The organism is Paenibacillus sp. Soil787 (genome assembly GCF_001429545.1).
Classification (GTDB): domain Bacteria; phylum Bacillota; class Bacilli; order Paenibacillales; family NBRC-103111; genus Paenibacillus_E.
This window is the reverse complement of the sequence record NZ_LMSP01000022.1, coordinates 17,358-34,024: the sequence shown is the minus strand read 5'-3', so window position 1 is coordinate 34,024 and position 16,667 is coordinate 17,358. Positions and strand designations below refer to the sequence as shown.

Below are 16,667 nucleotides of genomic sequence, written 5' to 3'. Positions count from 1 at the left end.
CGGCAGCCTCGTAGTTAGCTCAATAAATGTAGTTCTAGATTCCACAATGAATCAAATAAAATGAGCCAATCTTAAATTCTTGGAAAAGATTTATAAACGCTGAGTTTTCCCTTTTTATTTTCCATGTACAATTTTAAAAAAATAATTAAAAAAACAGTCTTGCTCACAAGACTGCTCCAGAAAATACACACTTATTTATCATTTTTTGCTTTAATATCCCCATCTAAAGATGGAAACCCAGCAAAGTAACCTACATATCCAGGGTTTTGTGAACTGTTCATTAGATAAGTAAATCCATCTAGATTATCGATCATTTGTAATCCAGTAGACTCCCCACCACCTGGAATTGAAAGGATGCGAGAAAGCTTCTTAGTATCCACATTGTAAGCCCATGTATAACAATTTTCATGCTTATCAGAATCTTCAGCAATAAATAAGGTTCTCATTTTTGGTGAATAGACAAGGTTGTCTGGGTTGGCAATTTTGTCTACGTTCGCTCTATTACCGTCTGCATCCGGGGTAGCCATATCCTCACCCATCACAAGACCAGCCATGCTTACAGGAACATAATGGCTATCAATCTTTTCGCCATCTTGGGTTTTACGGTTTGGTTGGAAGGAAAGCTCATAAACTCCACCTGCACTAATTTTTTGCAATTGAATGTCATCGGCAGGTGCTGTAGGTTCAGCTAGCATCGTGTTTTCCTGATAGGAAATGGCTAAGTATGCCTTATTATCTTTTTCGTTGAAATCAAGACCTTCCATTTTATTAAATTCTACCGTTGAACCAACGTAAGCTGCATACCGATGTGTTTCCAAGAAAACAGCCGCTTTTTCCATTCCTGACTTCATTTTCAGCCATTCCACTTTTTTTCCGTTAGCTGGTGTTTTTACTGGTGTGTATCCCTCAGCTTTCCCTTTAATAGGGTCATCCGTCACGTCGAAAATGTCACTGAATTTCTTGGTTTCCGCCAATTGCTGAATTTCTGCATCGCTTGCATGGCCAAGCTTGATCCATTCAAGATTTGCAGAAACTTCGTTGTCTGCACTAGTCTGAATCCACTTTGCGGCATACAATGTTCCTGCTGATAAATCTTGAGCTTTGTCGGCTACATACATAAAGAATCCACCCGGGTTGCTGTCAACACCATATATCACTGTTCGGTTATCAGGCATGACCTTAACACGCTCAAATGCCATCCGACCCATGCTGTAATGTTTGACAACACTTGCATCTCCATTCGCTTTCACCATAACTTCAGGTACATGTCCATAATAATAAGGATTTCCGATCATTGTCGGATCGTTATAATAGTTTTTCATATAATTTGTAACTGATGATTTAGAAGGATTCGCTTCATGAGCTCTAGCATCCGGATCCGTTTCTTCGGAACCAAGATGTGTATTCCAAGGAGTTAACAATCCAGCACATGGCTTCCAAATACCGTGTACGGCTGAAAAGTCGATGGGTTTGATATCCACAACCGTAAGTCTACCAGTAGCCGGATCCATTTTTACCGTACTCAAGCTCATTGTTCCTGGGTTTTCAAGCCCATTTTCATTCTTCGGCATCGATTCATAGTGACTGATCATATAATAGGTGTTTTCCTGCAACCCAGGCACCTTCATTAAACTATTCATATCCGGCGCAGTTGACACATAGGGAGTACCGTCTGCTTTAGTCATTATCTCACCATTTGCATTCATTGTGATACCGGCTGTTTTGCCATTAATCACATCTCCAGGTCTGAACAATGTTTCATAGCTTAGCGGAAGTGTTTTTTTGCTCCCATCTACATATGTAACTTCTACCGATGCTTTCGAATACATCAGATTATTCTTCTCTTGATCAGTTTTCGGTGCATCCATTCCTATGAAATCTACCGATTTGATTTTCTGCGGGTCATGAGGTGCAGCCAAAACAGAACCGACGGATGAAAGTACAAATGATGCTACAAGTGCAGGTACGATGAATTTCTTCACTCTCTTCACTCCTTTTATATTTGTGCCACAGTAAGTTGTTACAAATACTAGTTTAGACAACTACCATTAATTAAGTGTTTTGTAGAAGTAAAGTTTTGGTAAATACGAAAATACAGTTCTTTATTGTATCACCCATAGCATATGTAATTTTCTTTCTCAAGAAAAGTCACAAGGAGCATCGTATTATTCCATACTTTATTCCGCTATACTTCCCGTCGTGCAGTCTGCTTTCCATGTACATACCAAACAAGCGGATGATGCCCAGAAAAAGGCTAAGTCCGAGCAGAATAAAGCTAAGAGGCTGCCTCTAAGTGTTCAAGGGCTCATCAAGAATTTTACGCCGGTAACGCTGCAGTCTGTAGACAGTATGCTGATTGACATATTCGAATGGTTGTCCGAGGAAGCCAAGGACAAAGCGTATACATCTCCGAAAGTATTGCCGATATAGGAAACCATTATGAAAGTTGCCGAATTGGTAAGCCTTTCGTCGCTGCCTGAACCGGACAAGTCGTTTCCGAATTTCAAAAGAGTCACCCTATAACCAGCAATGGCACGTAAGAAACCTTTAAGATCAATTTGAGGTTTTTTTGCATGAGAAAAACAGTACTCCGTTCAGCACTCGCTGCTTTCCTAAAAAAATCTTCCGCAGTGGTTCCCAGTTTCTTTGGGTCCGAAAGTCGCATTTTTCCCAATGCACAATTTTTTTCTGTCAATCTTATGGTTGCTGACATAATCAAAAGCTGTTGTTCCAACGTCAGTCTGGACATCTGGATTGCACTCCTCAAAATAGAGTAAGTCCTGAAGTCGTCAGCTATGTTCGCTCCCTTCTGCTCGTTAGCGTGGAAAAACAAAAACGGCTGCCGAAGCAACCGCTATTTCACTAACGTTCCCAGTTAGTTCAAATAACACTCTATTTCTAATCGATACTGTAAAAAGCCCATAATCCGAGCCAGGCCTCTGACTTTTCAATTGAATATCTTTTTTTGATATCTACGTCTCCTTGTGAGCCTCGGTTTTAGACCATAACATAACAGCTCGATAGGTGATATTATGGCATATTCGCTTCTCCCACGATTTCTTTTGTAAGGGGGTCAATACCCTTTGGATGTATACCCAATAATTTAAGGCCTTCGTTTTCCATTGCTTGCGTCACAATCTCTAGCGTCAGCTCTTTTTCTACGATTCCTCCGCCCGAACAAGCGGATAGCACAATCAGAAAAGCTAAATACATGACTGCGATTTACCTTCATCATATAACCCTCCCCAATTGTTACTAGTTGTCTCTCCTTAGACGAATTATGTATATGAACTAGTTGCAATGAACAGTACGTAAGTTCTAATTCCTATGCTAATCTAGCCGTTAGCAAATCGAAGGGCTGCCACACGGCAGCCCTTTCGGAATTGAACTATAGTTTCCGTTAGCGTAATGAACTTATTGGAGTAGTAACAATCTAAACTTAAGCATCCATGCAACCTACTCGGTTAGCAGTCAGACATCTAAATATTGTTTCTTTATGAGTGATTTCGTTGTTAAATCATATATGATAATTCCTTCGTTTGAGTCATTAAGCTGATCAACTAAATGTCCTTGNACATCTAAATATTGTTTCTTTATGAGTGATTTCGTTGTTAAATCATATATGATAATTCCTTCGTTTGAGTCATTAAGCTGATCAACTAAATGTCCTTGATTATTCCATACTGCTGTTTGCCCAACACTATCAAAATTGTCACAAAGCCCAATACAATTCGTCATCAAAACCGTCATTGAATATGTTTTTGCAATATGAGGGTAATGGCTCATTGCTTTGCCAACTCCATTTTGAGACTTAGCTACGCTTGTAAGATAAACGTCTGCCCCCAGCTTATTTGCTTGTTCTGCATGTTCGATCTGCAGAGACTCATAGCAAATAGCAGGAGCAACCTTTGTACCATCTAGAGTCAAAACTATTTGTTCACRKCCACCAACGAAGTATGGGAATTCATCGGCATGTAATTTTTGCTTCGAATACGTTTGTCTGGGTTGGTTCGGTTGAAARATTACCATGCTGATTAGAATTCCTGAAATGGATTTCGTCGGTACGCCGAWCCCGATCGTAATAAGATCTTTATCGCTAATGTGCTGAAAATCATCAAATCTGTGATCATATTGGTCTGTTGCTAAATCCATTGCAAGTTCGGGTTCATAGCCCGTNTCGTAATCTGCATTGCCTGCTCCGGCGTAATAAACCAACGATGCAGCCGCTCAAAATGGATTTCGTCGGTACGCCGAACCCGATCGTAATAAGATCTTTATCGCTAATGTGCTGAAAATCATCAAATCTGTGATCATATTGGTCTGTTGCTAAATCCATTGCAAGTTCGGGTTCATAGCCCGTTACAGATAGCTCCGGAAAAAAGATTGCACTTGCTTGGCCAGATGCTGCAAGAGAGATAAGTGCTTTGTGTTTTTCGATATTTTTCAAGATGTTACCCTTTTGGGGCATCATTTGAGCAACCGCTATTTTCATGCGAAACTACCTCCGTTTTTCGTAACGTTGATGGATGTGCTCGAAAATAATAATCGTTATAAATATCCAACTTTCCCATACCAAGGTATTCGCCAAGTGACCAAACTATCCTGCCAGTTACTTCAACGGACAGCGGCAGCCGCAGTGCCAGTATTCAACTAACGTATTCGTTAGTTCAACAAAGCGATTTGAAAACTCATAGTTCATGAATTATATGACTAAATAATGACCGTCTTCTATTCTGGTTAATTTGATGTTCTCCTTCATTTCGAGATCTACCAATGTCTGCTCCCGCCCATGGTATCTGTTGTGATGCGGCAAAATGATTTCTTGAATTATTCCAATGGCATCAAAATCAGCTAATCCAATATTATTCCATTCAGGGTGCAAAATATTTGCATGTATTATTGTCTTCCCGAGTACAGCAGCTCCCGAACTGTGACCCATGACAATACTGCCACCTCTCTCTTTTATATCAATGAGAATATCGTCAACCTTAGCTTTCTTAATTTCATCCAATAAGTAAAAGGGATCGCCTCCGAAAATACATACGATGGGGTAATCATATAAAATTTGAGGATTCTCGCTTGTAATATCAATATAATCCACCGCCGAAAACCCTGCGTTAGTTAATTGTTTTGGATAAATACTGCATCGTCGTAAAGACCATTTGAAGTTAGAAAAACGGGTAGCATTTAAGTAAAGACACCTCCGTATATTTTTGTTGACCGTTAATAGACGGTCAGCAATGAAAAACTATTGTTTCAATGCAATATCCTTATATGAAATATACTTTAAGGGTTCAAATTCTTGATATACCCTAATTTGATCTACAACAAATGTTGGATAAGGTGTTAGTAATCTCCGCGCTTCTATTGCCATTTCATTAAGTTCATTTGAACTCATGCCAAAAAAAGTCTTACCTAAAGTTAGATGTGGTACAAAGTCTTGAAGTTCGAAATACTTCTTGATAAGTTCATTCGATGGGTTAATTAGTTTAACTATTTTATTGTGAAGTTGATACAACTCTTCAGATTGCATACTTAAATATACAACATAATCGCCAAAAAATTTTGGTTCTGTCAGAATAATCCGAAAAGGTGAGATTTCCCTACACAGTTTTTCTAAATCACCTAGCCATCTTATGTCTGGAGTTAATCCTCCTTGTGCTTTAAGAGTTATGTGAGGCTCTACAACATTAATCACACCATTACTTTTCCAATTTTTTTGAAAGCAAATGATTTTCTCCATATATTCCAGCGGTGGCACTACCCCAATGAAATACTGCATTTTCTTCCTCCTTTATACCTCTCTCGATTTCCATTTTTCATAAGTTAAATTTGACATTATTTATTACGCTATCCTGCCCGTTGTACGAAGGGCTGCCACGACACGTCAGCCCTTCTGTTATTTAACTATCGTTTCCGTTAACGAACTACACCTTAACTGCCCACTCACTTTTACCAAGCTTGTAATAATTATATCTCTCGTTATCTAACTCGATAACGCCTTGAAAAATAAACCCGCATTTTTGTATCACTCTATTTGACGGTACGTTCCGTATAAGTGCAATCGCATTGAGCATCTCAACGTTCGTATTCTCAAATAAATACTTGATTAACCCTTCTGTAGCTTGCGTGGTATAACCTTTGCCTCTATGTTCATTGGAGATTGCAAACATAATTTCTCGGTTTGGAGTCGGCAATTCCTCTTTAATTCCTGTACAGCACCAACCGATAAAATCTCCCGTTGCTTTCAATATGATTCCCAAACGAAGACGAATCTCACCTATGACCCCACCTTCGGATACGGTATTTAGAAACTGTTTGTTTCCAGGTATTTCATAATTCATTAACCAATCTTTCCGTTGTTCTTTAGATACGTTCCAACCAGGCAAATATTCATGTATTTCAGGTTGCCATGTTAAAGAATGAAATTGATCCAGATCATCAATTATGTACTCTCTAAGGTAGACATCCTTACAATCAATAGTAAAGATATTTTGTTCGCTCAACGTCTTCACCCCATCAACTGGTATTTGTATCCATGACTACTATAACATGTCGTGTTACTGTCGTAGTTGATAAGGATTAATTATTGCTAAACTATCCTACCAGTTATTTTACAAGAAAATGAGAACAATCTGCCGGTCGCGGCGAACTGTTCCCTGGTTAATTACACTATCGTTTTCCGTTACTTTAATAAATTGAATGAATTTTATCTGCTTATGATATTTCCATGCCGCGTCGTAGAGGCAATAATTGAGATGAAGTTCATATATTTCCCATCATCCGCTCTCAGCAACTCTAAATTCTCACGCGCATAATCGTTGTCGCACTGCAGCCATTCGTTCCATGCTTGCGAGAAGCAATTCATCTCCACTACCACTCATATTGTGTTGAGCACACATGCGAAGTTTTTCCTGATCCTCTAAGAACTTCTGACATGCCTCAGTTACCGTGGAGTGATTTTCCATAATAAATGATTTTCCAAGCCTCGCTACAAGGAGCTGCCGCAGCAGCTCCTTCTTCGTTTGTATAAGGTCATTCATTGAACTAACGTTTCCGTTAGCTTAATGATGTGATGCGGTTAGGTGGTGCAGGGTTATCTGCCCTGATTCGGCTTGGGCAGATCAAGGGGCGTTAGCCCCTCAGTTAATCCCGATACCTTCCATTCATTACCTTCCCTTACCCCATAAATAAATCTCGCATTAATGCCTTCATTCCAAGAACCATAATCAATAGGGGGCAATCAAAAACTTGATAAATTGATTGAACGCTTGAAAAGGCTATAGTCGGTACTCAGGGAAATATTGAACAGCTTGAAGAGATTAAGTCTGCTTTAGAAAATTAAAAAACAGTCGGTATTATAGGCAAATTACGATTTCTATGGAAAAGGACGCTATTGCATCGTTCTATTTTGCGTTGTCTGATACGTGAAGATTCCGTTACTCAATCTTAATACCTCCTGCTGCATTGTTGGTATGCGTAATGTGGTATATTTGTATGCAATCGGTATTTATAACAGGAGGAATAAAGCTGGAGAACTCAAACAAAGTGGTATCGATATCGTGCAAAGATTGCGACGTGTGGGGTTACATTGAAAATATTGCACCATCTGAAGTGTCCTATTGCCCAAAATGCGGAAGTAAGAATATTTCTGTTATTGAAGAATGAATTATAGGCTATAAAAGAAAAAGGACCCCTTTTGGAGGTCCTCTAAGAGAGAGAATCATTTATTATCCCTTACTGAACATAACTGCCCGTTTAGCAGAGAAGACTGCCGATCTATTACTTTCGGCAGCCTTCTGTTTATTGAACTATCGTTTCCGTTAGCTCAATTAATGAAACACAAGTTCTGCTACCCCAGCTCTTCTTGAGAAGGTGGCTCAAAAATCAATACCCGCTCTTTCAGCATAGTCTCGGGAATGCAAAATGCTTCCTGAGGAAGTTCAGCATTTCTTGCCACAAGACGTGCCAGAGTCACTTCTTAAGAAGCATCAGCAATGTGGATTTTAAACTCAGCTCCTAATTTCGCCGCTCGAACACGTATATCGTCTAGCTGGCTACTACGCACCCAAAATCCAAATCTATCCCCATGGTCATTTTCATCAACATCTAACTTTTAAATGATAAATCACAATCCCCAATTTACGGGAATATTAAAGCACCTATATTTATGTCTTCCGAAATCATTACAACATCCCGCCATAAGGCGGGCCTGCGCTGTGACGGGACTCTTGCCGCAAATTTACTTCCCTTTGCTCACCCAGAACGTGATGCGGTCGCCATTTTTGACGGCAGTTCCGGGAGTGAGGTCTTGCTTGAACACGACCCCTTTAACGGCAACGTTCGATTCCAGGAAAAACTGGTATCGAAGCCCAGAGGCAATTGTCATCTTTTCGGCATCCTCCCTTGTATGAGCGACCAAATCCGGGACGACGCCCGCCTTGGCTTGTACCGCGCCATCGTCTGCCGGCTGAACTTCGGCGTCTAAAGGTTTAGCCGTCGGTGCGGCCGTTCGAGTCGGCATCGCGGATGCTGATGCGGAAGGCTTCGAAGTCTCGGTACGATTCACCGATACCTTCGTGGAGTCTGGCGTCGGAATTGTCTGCAGCTTAGAACCGTTCACATGTTCCGAGTGCGGCAGTGACAGCCAGAGCAGCAGAACGAGCACACTGAAGCCAGCGGTAGCAAACAGATGCCATTTTCGCAGCTGGAATGACTCGAGGAACATCTCGCGTAGTTCCGCTATTTTGCGGTTAAAAGCCGCATTGATGCGCGCCTGAGGCTCCCCGGGCTTACGCCCTTCTGCCGTTCGGCCCTTGCCCTTTCTCTCCCCGGTTTTATGCTCTACAAACGCATGTGACTCAGGTACGGCGGATTTCCGCTTTCGCCCGTTTGAAGCCATCATATCGTAGGCCGGTAAAGCAGATGTAAGAAGTGGCTCCTTCCTCTCACTGCCGATACCGAGCAGTATTTCCAGCTCCTGCTGAAAATCGGCAAGCGTGCAAATCCCTTCATATGCCTTGCAGGCCAGAGCTACGGCACGTTCCCGAGTTACATCCGACAAATCCGCAAACGATCGGTTCAGCTCGAATGAGTAGGCACTAATAGAGGATGTCGGGATATCCGTTTTGGCACCCAACTGGTACAGAAGCAGAGCCAGCCCCGGCACACCGCGTCGTCCGTTCTTCCCTTCCGTCCAAAAGTTCATGATCCGCAACCGGCCGTTATCTTCAATCCACAGATTTTCCGCGTCAACGGAGCATTCCAGCAGCCGTTGACGGCGAGTTTCTCGAATGCCCTTGGCTAGCTCGTGCACATACGTGAGTGCCTTGTGACCGGTTATCTCCAAATCACTCAGCCGATCGGACAAAGGACTTCCCGTTACCGCCTGAAGAACGGCGAACAACGTTCCGTCTTCCGAACCGGCATCAAGAATGTGCATGAAATGCTCGTCGGACATCTGGGACGCTTTTCTCAGCCAACGCAATGCTTCCTGATGCGCTGATTCGTCGGTCTCTTGGAATGTATATAGAAGAACATCACGATTGCAGGTCAAATCCATACCTTTTAACAACAGCCCGTTCGTCAACCGCTTAAGCGGTTGATCGAGCATATAGCGGTTTCCGATGTTATCCATGGACGTGTTCCCCCTTATACTTATAGTGTATTCGCCTATTATCCATTTTTTGAGTCACTAATGGTTAAAATTCCCACAAATACCTTTAATAACATGAGTTATACAGTAGTAACGCAACTTTCGAAACTCTACCTCTCATGATTTACTTACAAAATCCCCTGCAATACTCTATCCACTATTACAACCACGATCGCATCAAGGAAAAGTTTCAGGGCATGAGCCCGGTACAGTACCGAACCCATGCCCTGAAGGCTGCCTAACTATATACTGTCTAACTTTTTGGGGTCACTTCACGAGGCAAGCTCCTTCACTAGCGGAATGGGCTAACTAGTGCATTTCGGTTTCCCCCTCTTCGTCTCATCGACTACTTGAACCTACTGTTACCGTTGAACTGGAATGCAACTTATTTTTTTGTTTTAACTTCCCAATTACTCACAAATGAGAGAATTTGGTTGTTTCTATTTCTCAATATCAGAACAGATAAAATCGTAGAAATCAATTAAAAAAACATAATTATGACGAAATTCAATTCCACACCTCCCTAGAATCTTGTTAAAAACACTGCCTTTAGTTGAATAGTAAAAAAGTGACCCACAGCAAGGGCTGAAGGTCTGAGTTTTATATATTTAAAAGGGGGTCGAGTTTTATTATAGGCTTAACTCATTAATGCCACATGAATATAAGATTTCAATTTTGTTACAATTACTTAACTCTCGTCTCCCATTAGTTTAATGAATTTGAGAAAATGGTTTTACTGCTGACACACATACCCTTATTAAATTCTAACTTAACAATGCCAATTTCAATAATCTTTGCACTCATTGGACTAAATCCGCCGAAACAATAATCGATCGTTTTGAGTACTTGCTCATGGTTAACATGGGTGGCTAAAGTACAATGCGGGTCCCATCTTTCAGGGAAATTGTAGCCATTTTCATTCTCAAAAGTATTAAACTCTGCTAGATCGGTGTAATATTTGCGATGTGTTTCAAAGAGATGTGAAGTCATTTTAGGAGGAAAAAACACGGTTCCCGATGTAGGAAAAGTAGAGATAATATCAAATTTAACATCAATTTGAGACATATTTTTAGTTGTGGAATCAAATCGACTAATAAAATGATCCAACGTAAGTTCCGAATCATATACTGCCAGTTAACGGAATAGGCACAACAAAACAAAACTGGATGATTTTTTTAAAATGAACGAATTAAAATCAATGTTCGTCTATCTGTAATAAAACGTTATTTTTTCTTCATCTAGGGTTAATCGTCAAGGGTTATAATGGGAACCCAAGACCACTTTTCAGCTAGGAGTGAGTTTATTATGAAAACCGTCAATTTACCGTTTGAGGATTATTTAATTGATACCGATGATGAAGAAGTCATTTGGATCAAGGACAGAGCTTTTGTAATTAGGCCAGCAACTGATGATGATATTGAGCGAATTGGAAAAGGGTATTTTACTTTGAATTATCCAGATGCAATCGAGGAAGGCAAGGCGGAAATAGGCACTACGGGAGTACGGCAAAATAAGGTTAAGTAATTTGAATTGAAAAGGGATTCCACCCTTGACAGAGATTTGAAAACACATATTCAAGGAGTCGTGATTTACCATGAGAATTGACGGGAAGCACACATGCGTTGATTGTTCAAAAGAATTCGAATGGATGTCGATAGTTGCTCAACCTATGAATTCGCCACGTTATACAGTTGCAACTATCGATAAGCATCAGGCCAGGATCCTGGAAAAACGGGGAAATACATATTTCATCAACATTTTTTGCCCACATTGCAGACAACTAAATTCATTCGAAAACATTGAGTAAGCACCTCAAACAATTGCGGTGCTTTTCTTCTCTAATGAATGCAAGCGTAGACATCTGCAATATCCCCGTTTTTTTGAGCATGCCAATGGGAGTTGATGTATCAATTCCTCGGCTCGATTTCATACAACCTTTTCGGTTACGTTATTACCGTTACTATTCGTCAACTATTAAATATATCCTTCGTGTCATTACCACGCTATTCTGCCGTTAACGGAGCGAAGGTCTGCCACGCGGCAGCCCTTCAAATGTTTAATTATCTAATCCATGGTCCTCATCAATTATCCATGAAAACTCTTTAACAATAGCGTTAGCGATGTCCGATATTACTAGTTCTAAGGTGTCATCAATGTTTATTGGGACATCAATTTCAATCAAATTTATTTCTTCCTTCATTTATTTCTTCGTATAATTTTCAGAATGGATTTTAGCTATCGTTCTTACGTTAGTATAATTACTCAGGTATTGAATCTATTCTTTTGCAACCATTTTCCCGCAAAATCAACACCTGCTTTTATATTAAATATTCTACATTTAGCATTTCCAATTTCACCTATTGTAACGTTACTATTTTCTTCAAACGCATTTCCAATCTGCTCAAAATCCTCAGCATCATAAGCATAATCCTCAAACCATTTCCAAAATCGTTTATTATTTTCTATTATGGAAGCTCCCATTTTTTTTCTTGGCATTTTTCCATTTAACGCTTCAGCAAGATGAAAGCTTGTGCATGAATAATAGTTGACACCTAATAAAAGAACTTTTGCATTTAATTCATACAATTTACCTAAAGGAGTATTCATCCCAAATTGAGGTGTTAACTGATGATTATCTATAACCGCATTTGCATATTTTCCACTTGCAGAAAAAGATACTTGCGGATGGTTGGACCTAATTGATTCTGGCAAGGTCCTAAATAACTCTGAAATACGTCCCATTCCCCTTGTTGGCGAAAGATCTATATCAAACGCTGGCATGCTTTCATATATCTTTTCTATCCATTCCTTCGGGACTGGAGGATTACTCCACTCAGCTGGGTCAGAAATTTCTCCACTATGTGAGGGCATTACTAAAGTCCCGCTTGTGCCTACAGCTTGTTTAAGAGCCATTAATACAGCTTGAGCACCTCCACAAACCCACCCTAAACTTGAAAGAGAAGAATGTACTAATAATATATCCCCCTTTCTAACGCCAAGTTTTAATAAATCATTATATATAGAATCTAAAGTATTCATATTTATTGTTAATTCAATTGTTCTTAGCTCACTCAATATTCTCATCTCCTTATAGTCGATATTGTCCTTTGATCAAAGCAGGTTGCCGTGGCGCCTGCTATATTTGTCTGTCTATATTCAGCTGAGATATCCGTTAGCGTAACAACGGAATGATACAAAGATGAATGAAACCCGTTAAGATCCATGCTTTTATTGTTCTTTTATACGTTCCTCAATTATTTTACTCATATCAGTTTCAATCCATCGTTTTAAATCTGGCGATTTTAATCGCATTATTTTATTATCATATGTAATAGTCACTTGATCGCTTACCGATACTCCAGTAGCCATCCATCCGTTTGTGACAACGATTGAAATGGGATCAACTGCATCGAAGATACTAATTACTTTTCCATCTTTGGTCTTCATCACAAACTCGTTTGGTCCGCCACCATGTGATGTAAATTGGTTACGGGTAGAACCTAAATATTCAGCATGCGAAAGCCAATATATAATCTTAGCGACTGTCATCTTTTGCATGTTATTATTCATTTCCATTTGAATTGGTTGTTTATTTGGACCTGGTGGTCCGCCAATATCTATTGCAGCTGAAACCACATCTTCAATGGCAGGAACTTTAACCATGTGTTCCTTCTTTTTTTGACTATCTTGATACACCGCTGCCCCAAAAGATAAGGCAAGAAATATTACGAATAAGATTGAACCGATTTTATATTTCATAAATATCCACTCCTCTTAAATTTTAGACGGATAAAACATGGATATGTTTCAAAATATTTACTTAGTTAACTACTTCCCAATCTGGCACTTTCGTTGCGTGTTCTAGTGGATCAACAGATTTGCATGTAACTGCTTCAGTTGGATGCTTTTTCAATATGGGACGAAAAACCAAAATGTATACACTTGAACCACCAACTAAGATGGTCTTTCCTTTAGGATTAATTTCCATTACAATTATCTCTTTCTATTTATTCTTTAATTGAGCAAAAGCTAGTTCAACGATATGAGAACTATCCCTCGTTAAATAATATCCTTTGTATTCATCTAACCCCATATCTGCTATTTTATCTTTCATATAAGCTTGCCTTAAACTTTTATTCGTGCAATTCAATAACATTGGATCTTCTAGCATTAATTGCTTCAATTGTTCTTGAAGCTGTTTCAACACATTTGCAGAAGGTGGTTTCATTTCTTCACTATCTTCTTTTTCATCTATCTTAAAAGTATCTAACTCAAAGAATTTAATTTCACTTAATACACTATAAAAAACCTGTTCCGATATAATAACGACCAACTAAGGTTGACACAGTTATTTGAGTTAAATCATTCACTTTTATATCTTTTAAAATTGTTTCGTATTCTTTTATTTTCTTTTTTACTAATTCATAATTATCGCCTAAAACTTCTGTTGTAATTTTACTTTTAGATAACAAACAAACAAAGTCCTCTTCATCAAATGTGCTTAAACCATCACGAGAAAAGGACTATCAGATTGTCCAATTTGTTTAAACTTCACCCCATTCAAAATTAGGATCGGTGTCAACTTTAATAAAAGTATTTAGTTGTATTTCAGCATCTAGTTCAACCATCCCATATGTTTTTTCACAATCCCCCAAAGAATCCTACCTGTTAGCACCATAAAAAAGGAGTTGCTGCACCCGCAGCAACCCCCATTCTTATACTCAAGTACCTGTTAGCGAAACATGTCCCCTGATGCTGAGAAATATCATCTTAACTTTATCGCCACTCAACAATCTCATCGAGATGTTGTCTTGTTTGTGGACGTTTGGGATCCTTTTGACGATATCCGAAAGCGACCATACAGGCTAAACCGAAATCGTCGCCGTTAATAATACCCTCATTTTGTAAAATAGCGGTTACCTGCTTTTTATCAAAACCTTCGATCGGACAGGAATCAATACCGATTTGAGCCGCGGCTGTCATCATGTTTCCCAATGCTATATAGGTTTGTCTGATTGACCATTCAAAAATGAGACGGTCATTATCTTCAAGTTCTGTTTCGACGAAGGATTTGTAGAAATCGTACCAATCTTGCACAACTTCTTCAGGCATATGATGAATGTCTTTCCATATTTTGTTTACGTGAACCGAGTCAGGCCGTAAGCCTTCTTCTCTTCTGGCCAATATAACTACAAAATGGCTGGCAGTGGGCAGTTGTCCCGTGGCACCGCCAGATACAGGTTTCAATTTTTCGCGAAGAGCTGCATTNCACGACAAACTTCCACGGCTCGAAGCCAAATGAACTTGGAGACAATCTTCCAGTCTCCAAAATAAAGTGAAAATCTTCATCCGAAATCTTTTTGTTGGTATCAAATGCTTTGCAAGCATGTCTGAATTGGTAAGCTTTTAAAATTTCTTGTTTTTTACTCTCGGTTCCTATCATATGGAATCAATCTTCCTTTCTATTTTACTCTTTTTGATAACTTTTGCGAAGTCCATACTGGCCGTCAAAGGGATCAGTGCCATTTCGTTAGCTGGTATTCTTGGGGAGGCTGGCGATTTAAGCGGCTTTATGCACCGAAATGCCCTACTGCGTCATGCGGGATGAATCTCGCCGAAGCTAGTTCCGGCAAATGGACCGGACAAATGAAGATCAGCAAGCATGATATGTCAGGTCTTATCGTACGGCAAGATAATTATACATATGATATCCAATTTAAAGCCTCGCTTCGTCAGACTTGTTCTTACCATAATCGATTATTCTGCTCACAAATGAATGATGCAAAAAAAATCGTTACAGCTTTTTTAGCTCTCGCAAAATTTCCTCCGGACTTTGACGCTGCATAAAATTCGGACTGACATAAGCGGAGCGGATAATGGCCCTCTCATCAATCATGAAAGTAGCAGGAACCGGCAAAATCCATTTGGAGGTATTGTTGTACTCCGCAAGATCAAGTCCGATACCTTCCGTGACTTCCCTTACTCCCGGCGGAACATCGAAGAGCAGATTGTACTTGGCCGTTACCAAGCCGTTCGGATCGCTAAGGACTTGAAATTCCAATCCTTCCTTTTCCTGAAGGGATAACGAATGATCCGGGTTTTGCGGGCTAATCGCTATAAGCTGCGCTCCTATCGCCCGGATTTCCGGCAATATCTGCTGGTAAGCCTTTAATTGCATATTGCAAAAAGGACACCATCCTCCGCGATAGAAGACCAGCACAACCGGTCCTTTCGCGAGCTCTTCAAATAAAATTACATCCCGGCCTAGTGCGTTTGTTAATTTAAAGTCCACCGCCTTCTCGCCTGCTTGCTTCCCAGAAGCGATCCCCGATTTCTGAAGTTCCTCAATCATTTGGCCGATCTTGATCTGCGCTTCAATCGGTGCATTGGCCTTAAACTGCTGTGTGGCCGTTTCCAGTTGTTCGGTTAAATTTTGGTTGCTCATCGTTCTGAAACCTCCAATATCGAATGTAGCTTGATTATAATTCTAAAAAAATCTGAGAACTGTAATGTAGATTACAGTTCTCCATTATATTTTTGAAATCGTGTAAAACGACTGAACAATGTAATGTAGATGACAGATGCCGATTCGGTTGGCATGTGAATCTGTAAACTAAACCGCCAAGTACCATTGAATTATCAGTCAATTTTCCGCACTATCTTTCTGCGTGGAGCCTTCCATTGGAAGTTGGCTGCCCTTTACTCCTGTTCTGGTAGCTTTCATTGACTCAGACCTCCTAAGGTTCAGCCCTTCCCATGTCGCCAAGCTACATGAGGTACTATGGCCTCTGCTGACTTCGCATGGCAAATCCTGTTTCAACCGTGTTTCGACATCTCTATCTCCTCACGTCCATGAGATCTCCCACAGTAAGGCGATTTACTTTCCTACCATGTACCCACATCATTTACAATGGTATGACCGTGTAGTTGATTGGACTTCGTTTTGTAACGTTAACTCATCCCATATCCCATGCCATGCCTGATGATGTTCGTGTTCCTTGGGTCGGAATTT

The 16,667-nt window shown here is 40.1% G+C and carries 20 protein-coding genes and 3 pseudogenes; 4 read left to right on the top strand and 19 right to left on the bottom strand.

Going from position 1 to position 16,667, the window contains the following annotated elements:
• Nucleotides 1-191 precede the first annotated feature (191 nt).
• On the bottom strand, nt 192-1,982 hold the full coding sequence (locus tag ASG93_RS19220; protein ID WP_235550892.1) for a PhoX family protein: 1,791 nt from the start codon (nt 1,980-1,982) through the stop codon (nt 192-194).
• A 217-nt stretch (nt 1,983-2,199) separates the two neighbouring features.
• Between ASG93_RS19220 and ASG93_RS35220 the strand changes: the two genes are divergently transcribed.
• Nucleotides 2,200-2,430, top strand: a complete 231-nt coding sequence (locus tag ASG93_RS35220; protein WP_156410963.1) for a hypothetical protein — start codon at nt 2,200-2,202, stop codon at nt 2,428-2,430.
• Between the two features lie 82 nt (nt 2,431-2,512).
• On the opposite strand, the gene ASG93_RS19210 is transcribed toward ASG93_RS35220, so the two are convergent.
• The 9 genes from ASG93_RS19210 to ASG93_RS19170 form a co-directional block, all read right to left on the bottom strand.
• On the bottom strand, nt 2,513-2,749 hold the full coding sequence (locus ASG93_RS19210; RefSeq protein ID WP_056834279.1) for a hypothetical protein: 237 nt from the start codon (nt 2,747-2,749) through the stop codon (nt 2,513-2,515).
• Between the two features lie 281 nt (nt 2,750-3,030).
• Nucleotides 3,031-3,213, bottom strand: a complete 183-nt coding sequence (locus tag ASG93_RS19205) for a hypothetical protein (RefSeq protein ID WP_056834277.1) — start codon at nt 3,211-3,213, stop codon at nt 3,031-3,033.
• A gap of 361 nt (nt 3,214-3,574) precedes the next feature.
• The coding region (locus ASG93_RS19200; RefSeq protein ID WP_235550902.1) for a carbon-nitrogen hydrolase family protein at nt 3,575-4,152 on the bottom strand (578 nt) is incomplete at its 3' end.
• 25 nt (nt 4,153-4,177) lie between these two features.
• Nucleotides 4,178-4,492, bottom strand: a 315-nt coding sequence (locus tag ASG93_RS19195) for a nitrilase-related carbon-nitrogen hydrolase (protein WP_162262867.1), incomplete at its 3' end; no start/stop codon positions are given.
• 210 nt (nt 4,493-4,702) lie between these two features.
• On the bottom strand, nt 4,703-5,140 hold the full coding sequence (locus tag ASG93_RS19190) for a Type 1 glutamine amidotransferase-like domain-containing protein (RefSeq protein WP_268796034.1): 438 nt from the start codon (nt 5,138-5,140) through the stop codon (nt 4,703-4,705).
• A gap of 108 nt (nt 5,141-5,248) precedes the next feature.
• Nucleotides 5,249-5,782, bottom strand: coding sequence for a 2'-5' RNA ligase family protein (locus ASG93_RS19185; protein WP_056834270.1), 534 nt, complete (start codon nt 5,780-5,782; stop codon nt 5,249-5,251).
• Nucleotides 5,783-5,927: 145 nt separating this feature from the next.
• The gene (locus ASG93_RS19180; protein ID WP_235550891.1) at nt 5,928-6,506 is read right to left on the bottom strand and encodes a GNAT family N-acetyltransferase; all 579 of its coding nucleotides are present in this window, start codon (nt 6,504-6,506) and stop codon (nt 5,928-5,930) included.
• Nucleotides 6,507-6,709: 203 nt separating this feature from the next.
• Nucleotides 6,710-6,868 carry a hypothetical protein gene (locus ASG93_RS35215; RefSeq protein ID WP_156410962.1) on the bottom strand — a complete coding sequence of 53 codons (159 nt, stop codon included), beginning with the start codon at nt 6,866-6,868 and terminating at the stop codon, nt 6,710-6,712.
• A 1,374-nt stretch (nt 6,869-8,242) separates the two neighbouring features.
• A complete protein-coding gene (locus ASG93_RS19170) occupies nt 8,243-9,637 on the bottom strand; it encodes a PASTA domain-containing protein (RefSeq protein WP_056834265.1) in 1,395 nt (464 codons plus the stop codon).
• Between the two features lie 158 nt (nt 9,638-9,795).
• Here ASG93_RS19170 and ASG93_RS34265 point away from each other — a divergent pair.
• A pseudogene (locus tag ASG93_RS34265) lies at nt 9,796-9,897 on the top strand (IS3 family transposase); the annotation flags it as partial.
• A 463-nt stretch (nt 9,898-10,360) separates the two neighbouring features.
• Here ASG93_RS34265 and ASG93_RS19165 read toward each other — a convergent pair.
• The gene (locus ASG93_RS19165; RefSeq protein ID WP_056834263.1) at nt 10,361-10,762 is read right to left on the bottom strand and encodes a 2'-5' RNA ligase family protein; all 402 of its coding nucleotides are present in this window, start codon (nt 10,760-10,762) and stop codon (nt 10,361-10,363) included.
• A 198-nt stretch (nt 10,763-10,960) separates the two neighbouring features.
• Between ASG93_RS19165 and ASG93_RS19160 the strand changes: the two genes are divergently transcribed.
• Complete coding sequence (locus ASG93_RS19160; protein WP_056834262.1) at nt 10,961-11,179, top strand: hypothetical protein; 219 nt, start codon at nt 10,961-10,963, stop codon at nt 11,177-11,179.
• 738 nt (nt 11,180-11,917) lie between these two features.
• Here ASG93_RS19160 and ASG93_RS19150 read toward each other — a convergent pair.
• From ASG93_RS19150 to ASG93_RS36430, 7 genes and pseudogenes are all read right to left on the bottom strand, one after another.
• A complete protein-coding gene (locus tag ASG93_RS19150; protein ID WP_082614967.1) occupies nt 11,918-12,739 on the bottom strand; it encodes an AAC(3) family N-acetyltransferase in 822 nt (273 codons plus the stop codon).
• A 144-nt stretch (nt 12,740-12,883) separates the two neighbouring features.
• Nucleotides 12,884-13,414: a hypothetical protein gene (locus ASG93_RS19145; protein WP_056834256.1), complete on the bottom strand. Its 531-nt coding sequence runs from the start codon at nt 13,412-13,414 to the stop codon at nt 12,884-12,886.
• 61 nt (nt 13,415-13,475) lie between these two features.
• On the bottom strand, nt 13,476-13,643 hold the full coding sequence (locus ASG93_RS35210) for a hypothetical protein (protein WP_156410961.1): 168 nt from the start codon (nt 13,641-13,643) through the stop codon (nt 13,476-13,478).
• A 15-nt stretch (nt 13,644-13,658) separates the two neighbouring features.
• Complete coding sequence (locus ASG93_RS19140) at nt 13,659-13,988, bottom strand: hypothetical protein (RefSeq protein WP_056834254.1); 330 nt, start codon at nt 13,986-13,988, stop codon at nt 13,659-13,661.
• The gene (locus ASG93_RS35205) at nt 13,954-14,127 is read right to left on the bottom strand and encodes a hypothetical protein (RefSeq protein ID WP_156410960.1); all 174 of its coding nucleotides are present in this window, start codon (nt 14,125-14,127) and stop codon (nt 13,954-13,956) included. Before ASG93_RS35205 ends, ASG93_RS19140 begins: the two co-directional genes overlap by 35 nt.
• A gap of 304 nt (nt 14,128-14,431) precedes the next feature.
• Nucleotides 14,432-14,923: pseudogene (locus ASG93_RS19135) on the bottom strand (nitroreductase family protein); the annotation flags it as partial.
• A gap of 1 nt (nt 14,924) precedes the next feature.
• Nucleotides 14,925-15,098: nitroreductase family protein (locus tag ASG93_RS36430; RefSeq protein ID WP_235550901.1), on the bottom strand; the 174-nt coding region annotated here is incomplete at its 3' end.
• A gap of 36 nt (nt 15,099-15,134) precedes the next feature.
• Here ASG93_RS36430 and ASG93_RS36425 point away from each other — a divergent pair.
• Nucleotides 15,135-15,334, top strand: a pseudogene (locus tag ASG93_RS36425) (transposase); the annotation flags it as partial.
• A gap of 115 nt (nt 15,335-15,449) precedes the next feature.
• Here ASG93_RS36425 and ASG93_RS19130 read toward each other — a convergent pair.
• Entirely contained in the window at nt 15,450-16,100 is a 651-nt protein-coding gene (locus tag ASG93_RS19130) for a peroxiredoxin-like family protein (protein ID WP_056834252.1), read from the bottom strand.
• Between the last annotated feature and the right edge of the window lie 567 nt (nt 16,101-16,667).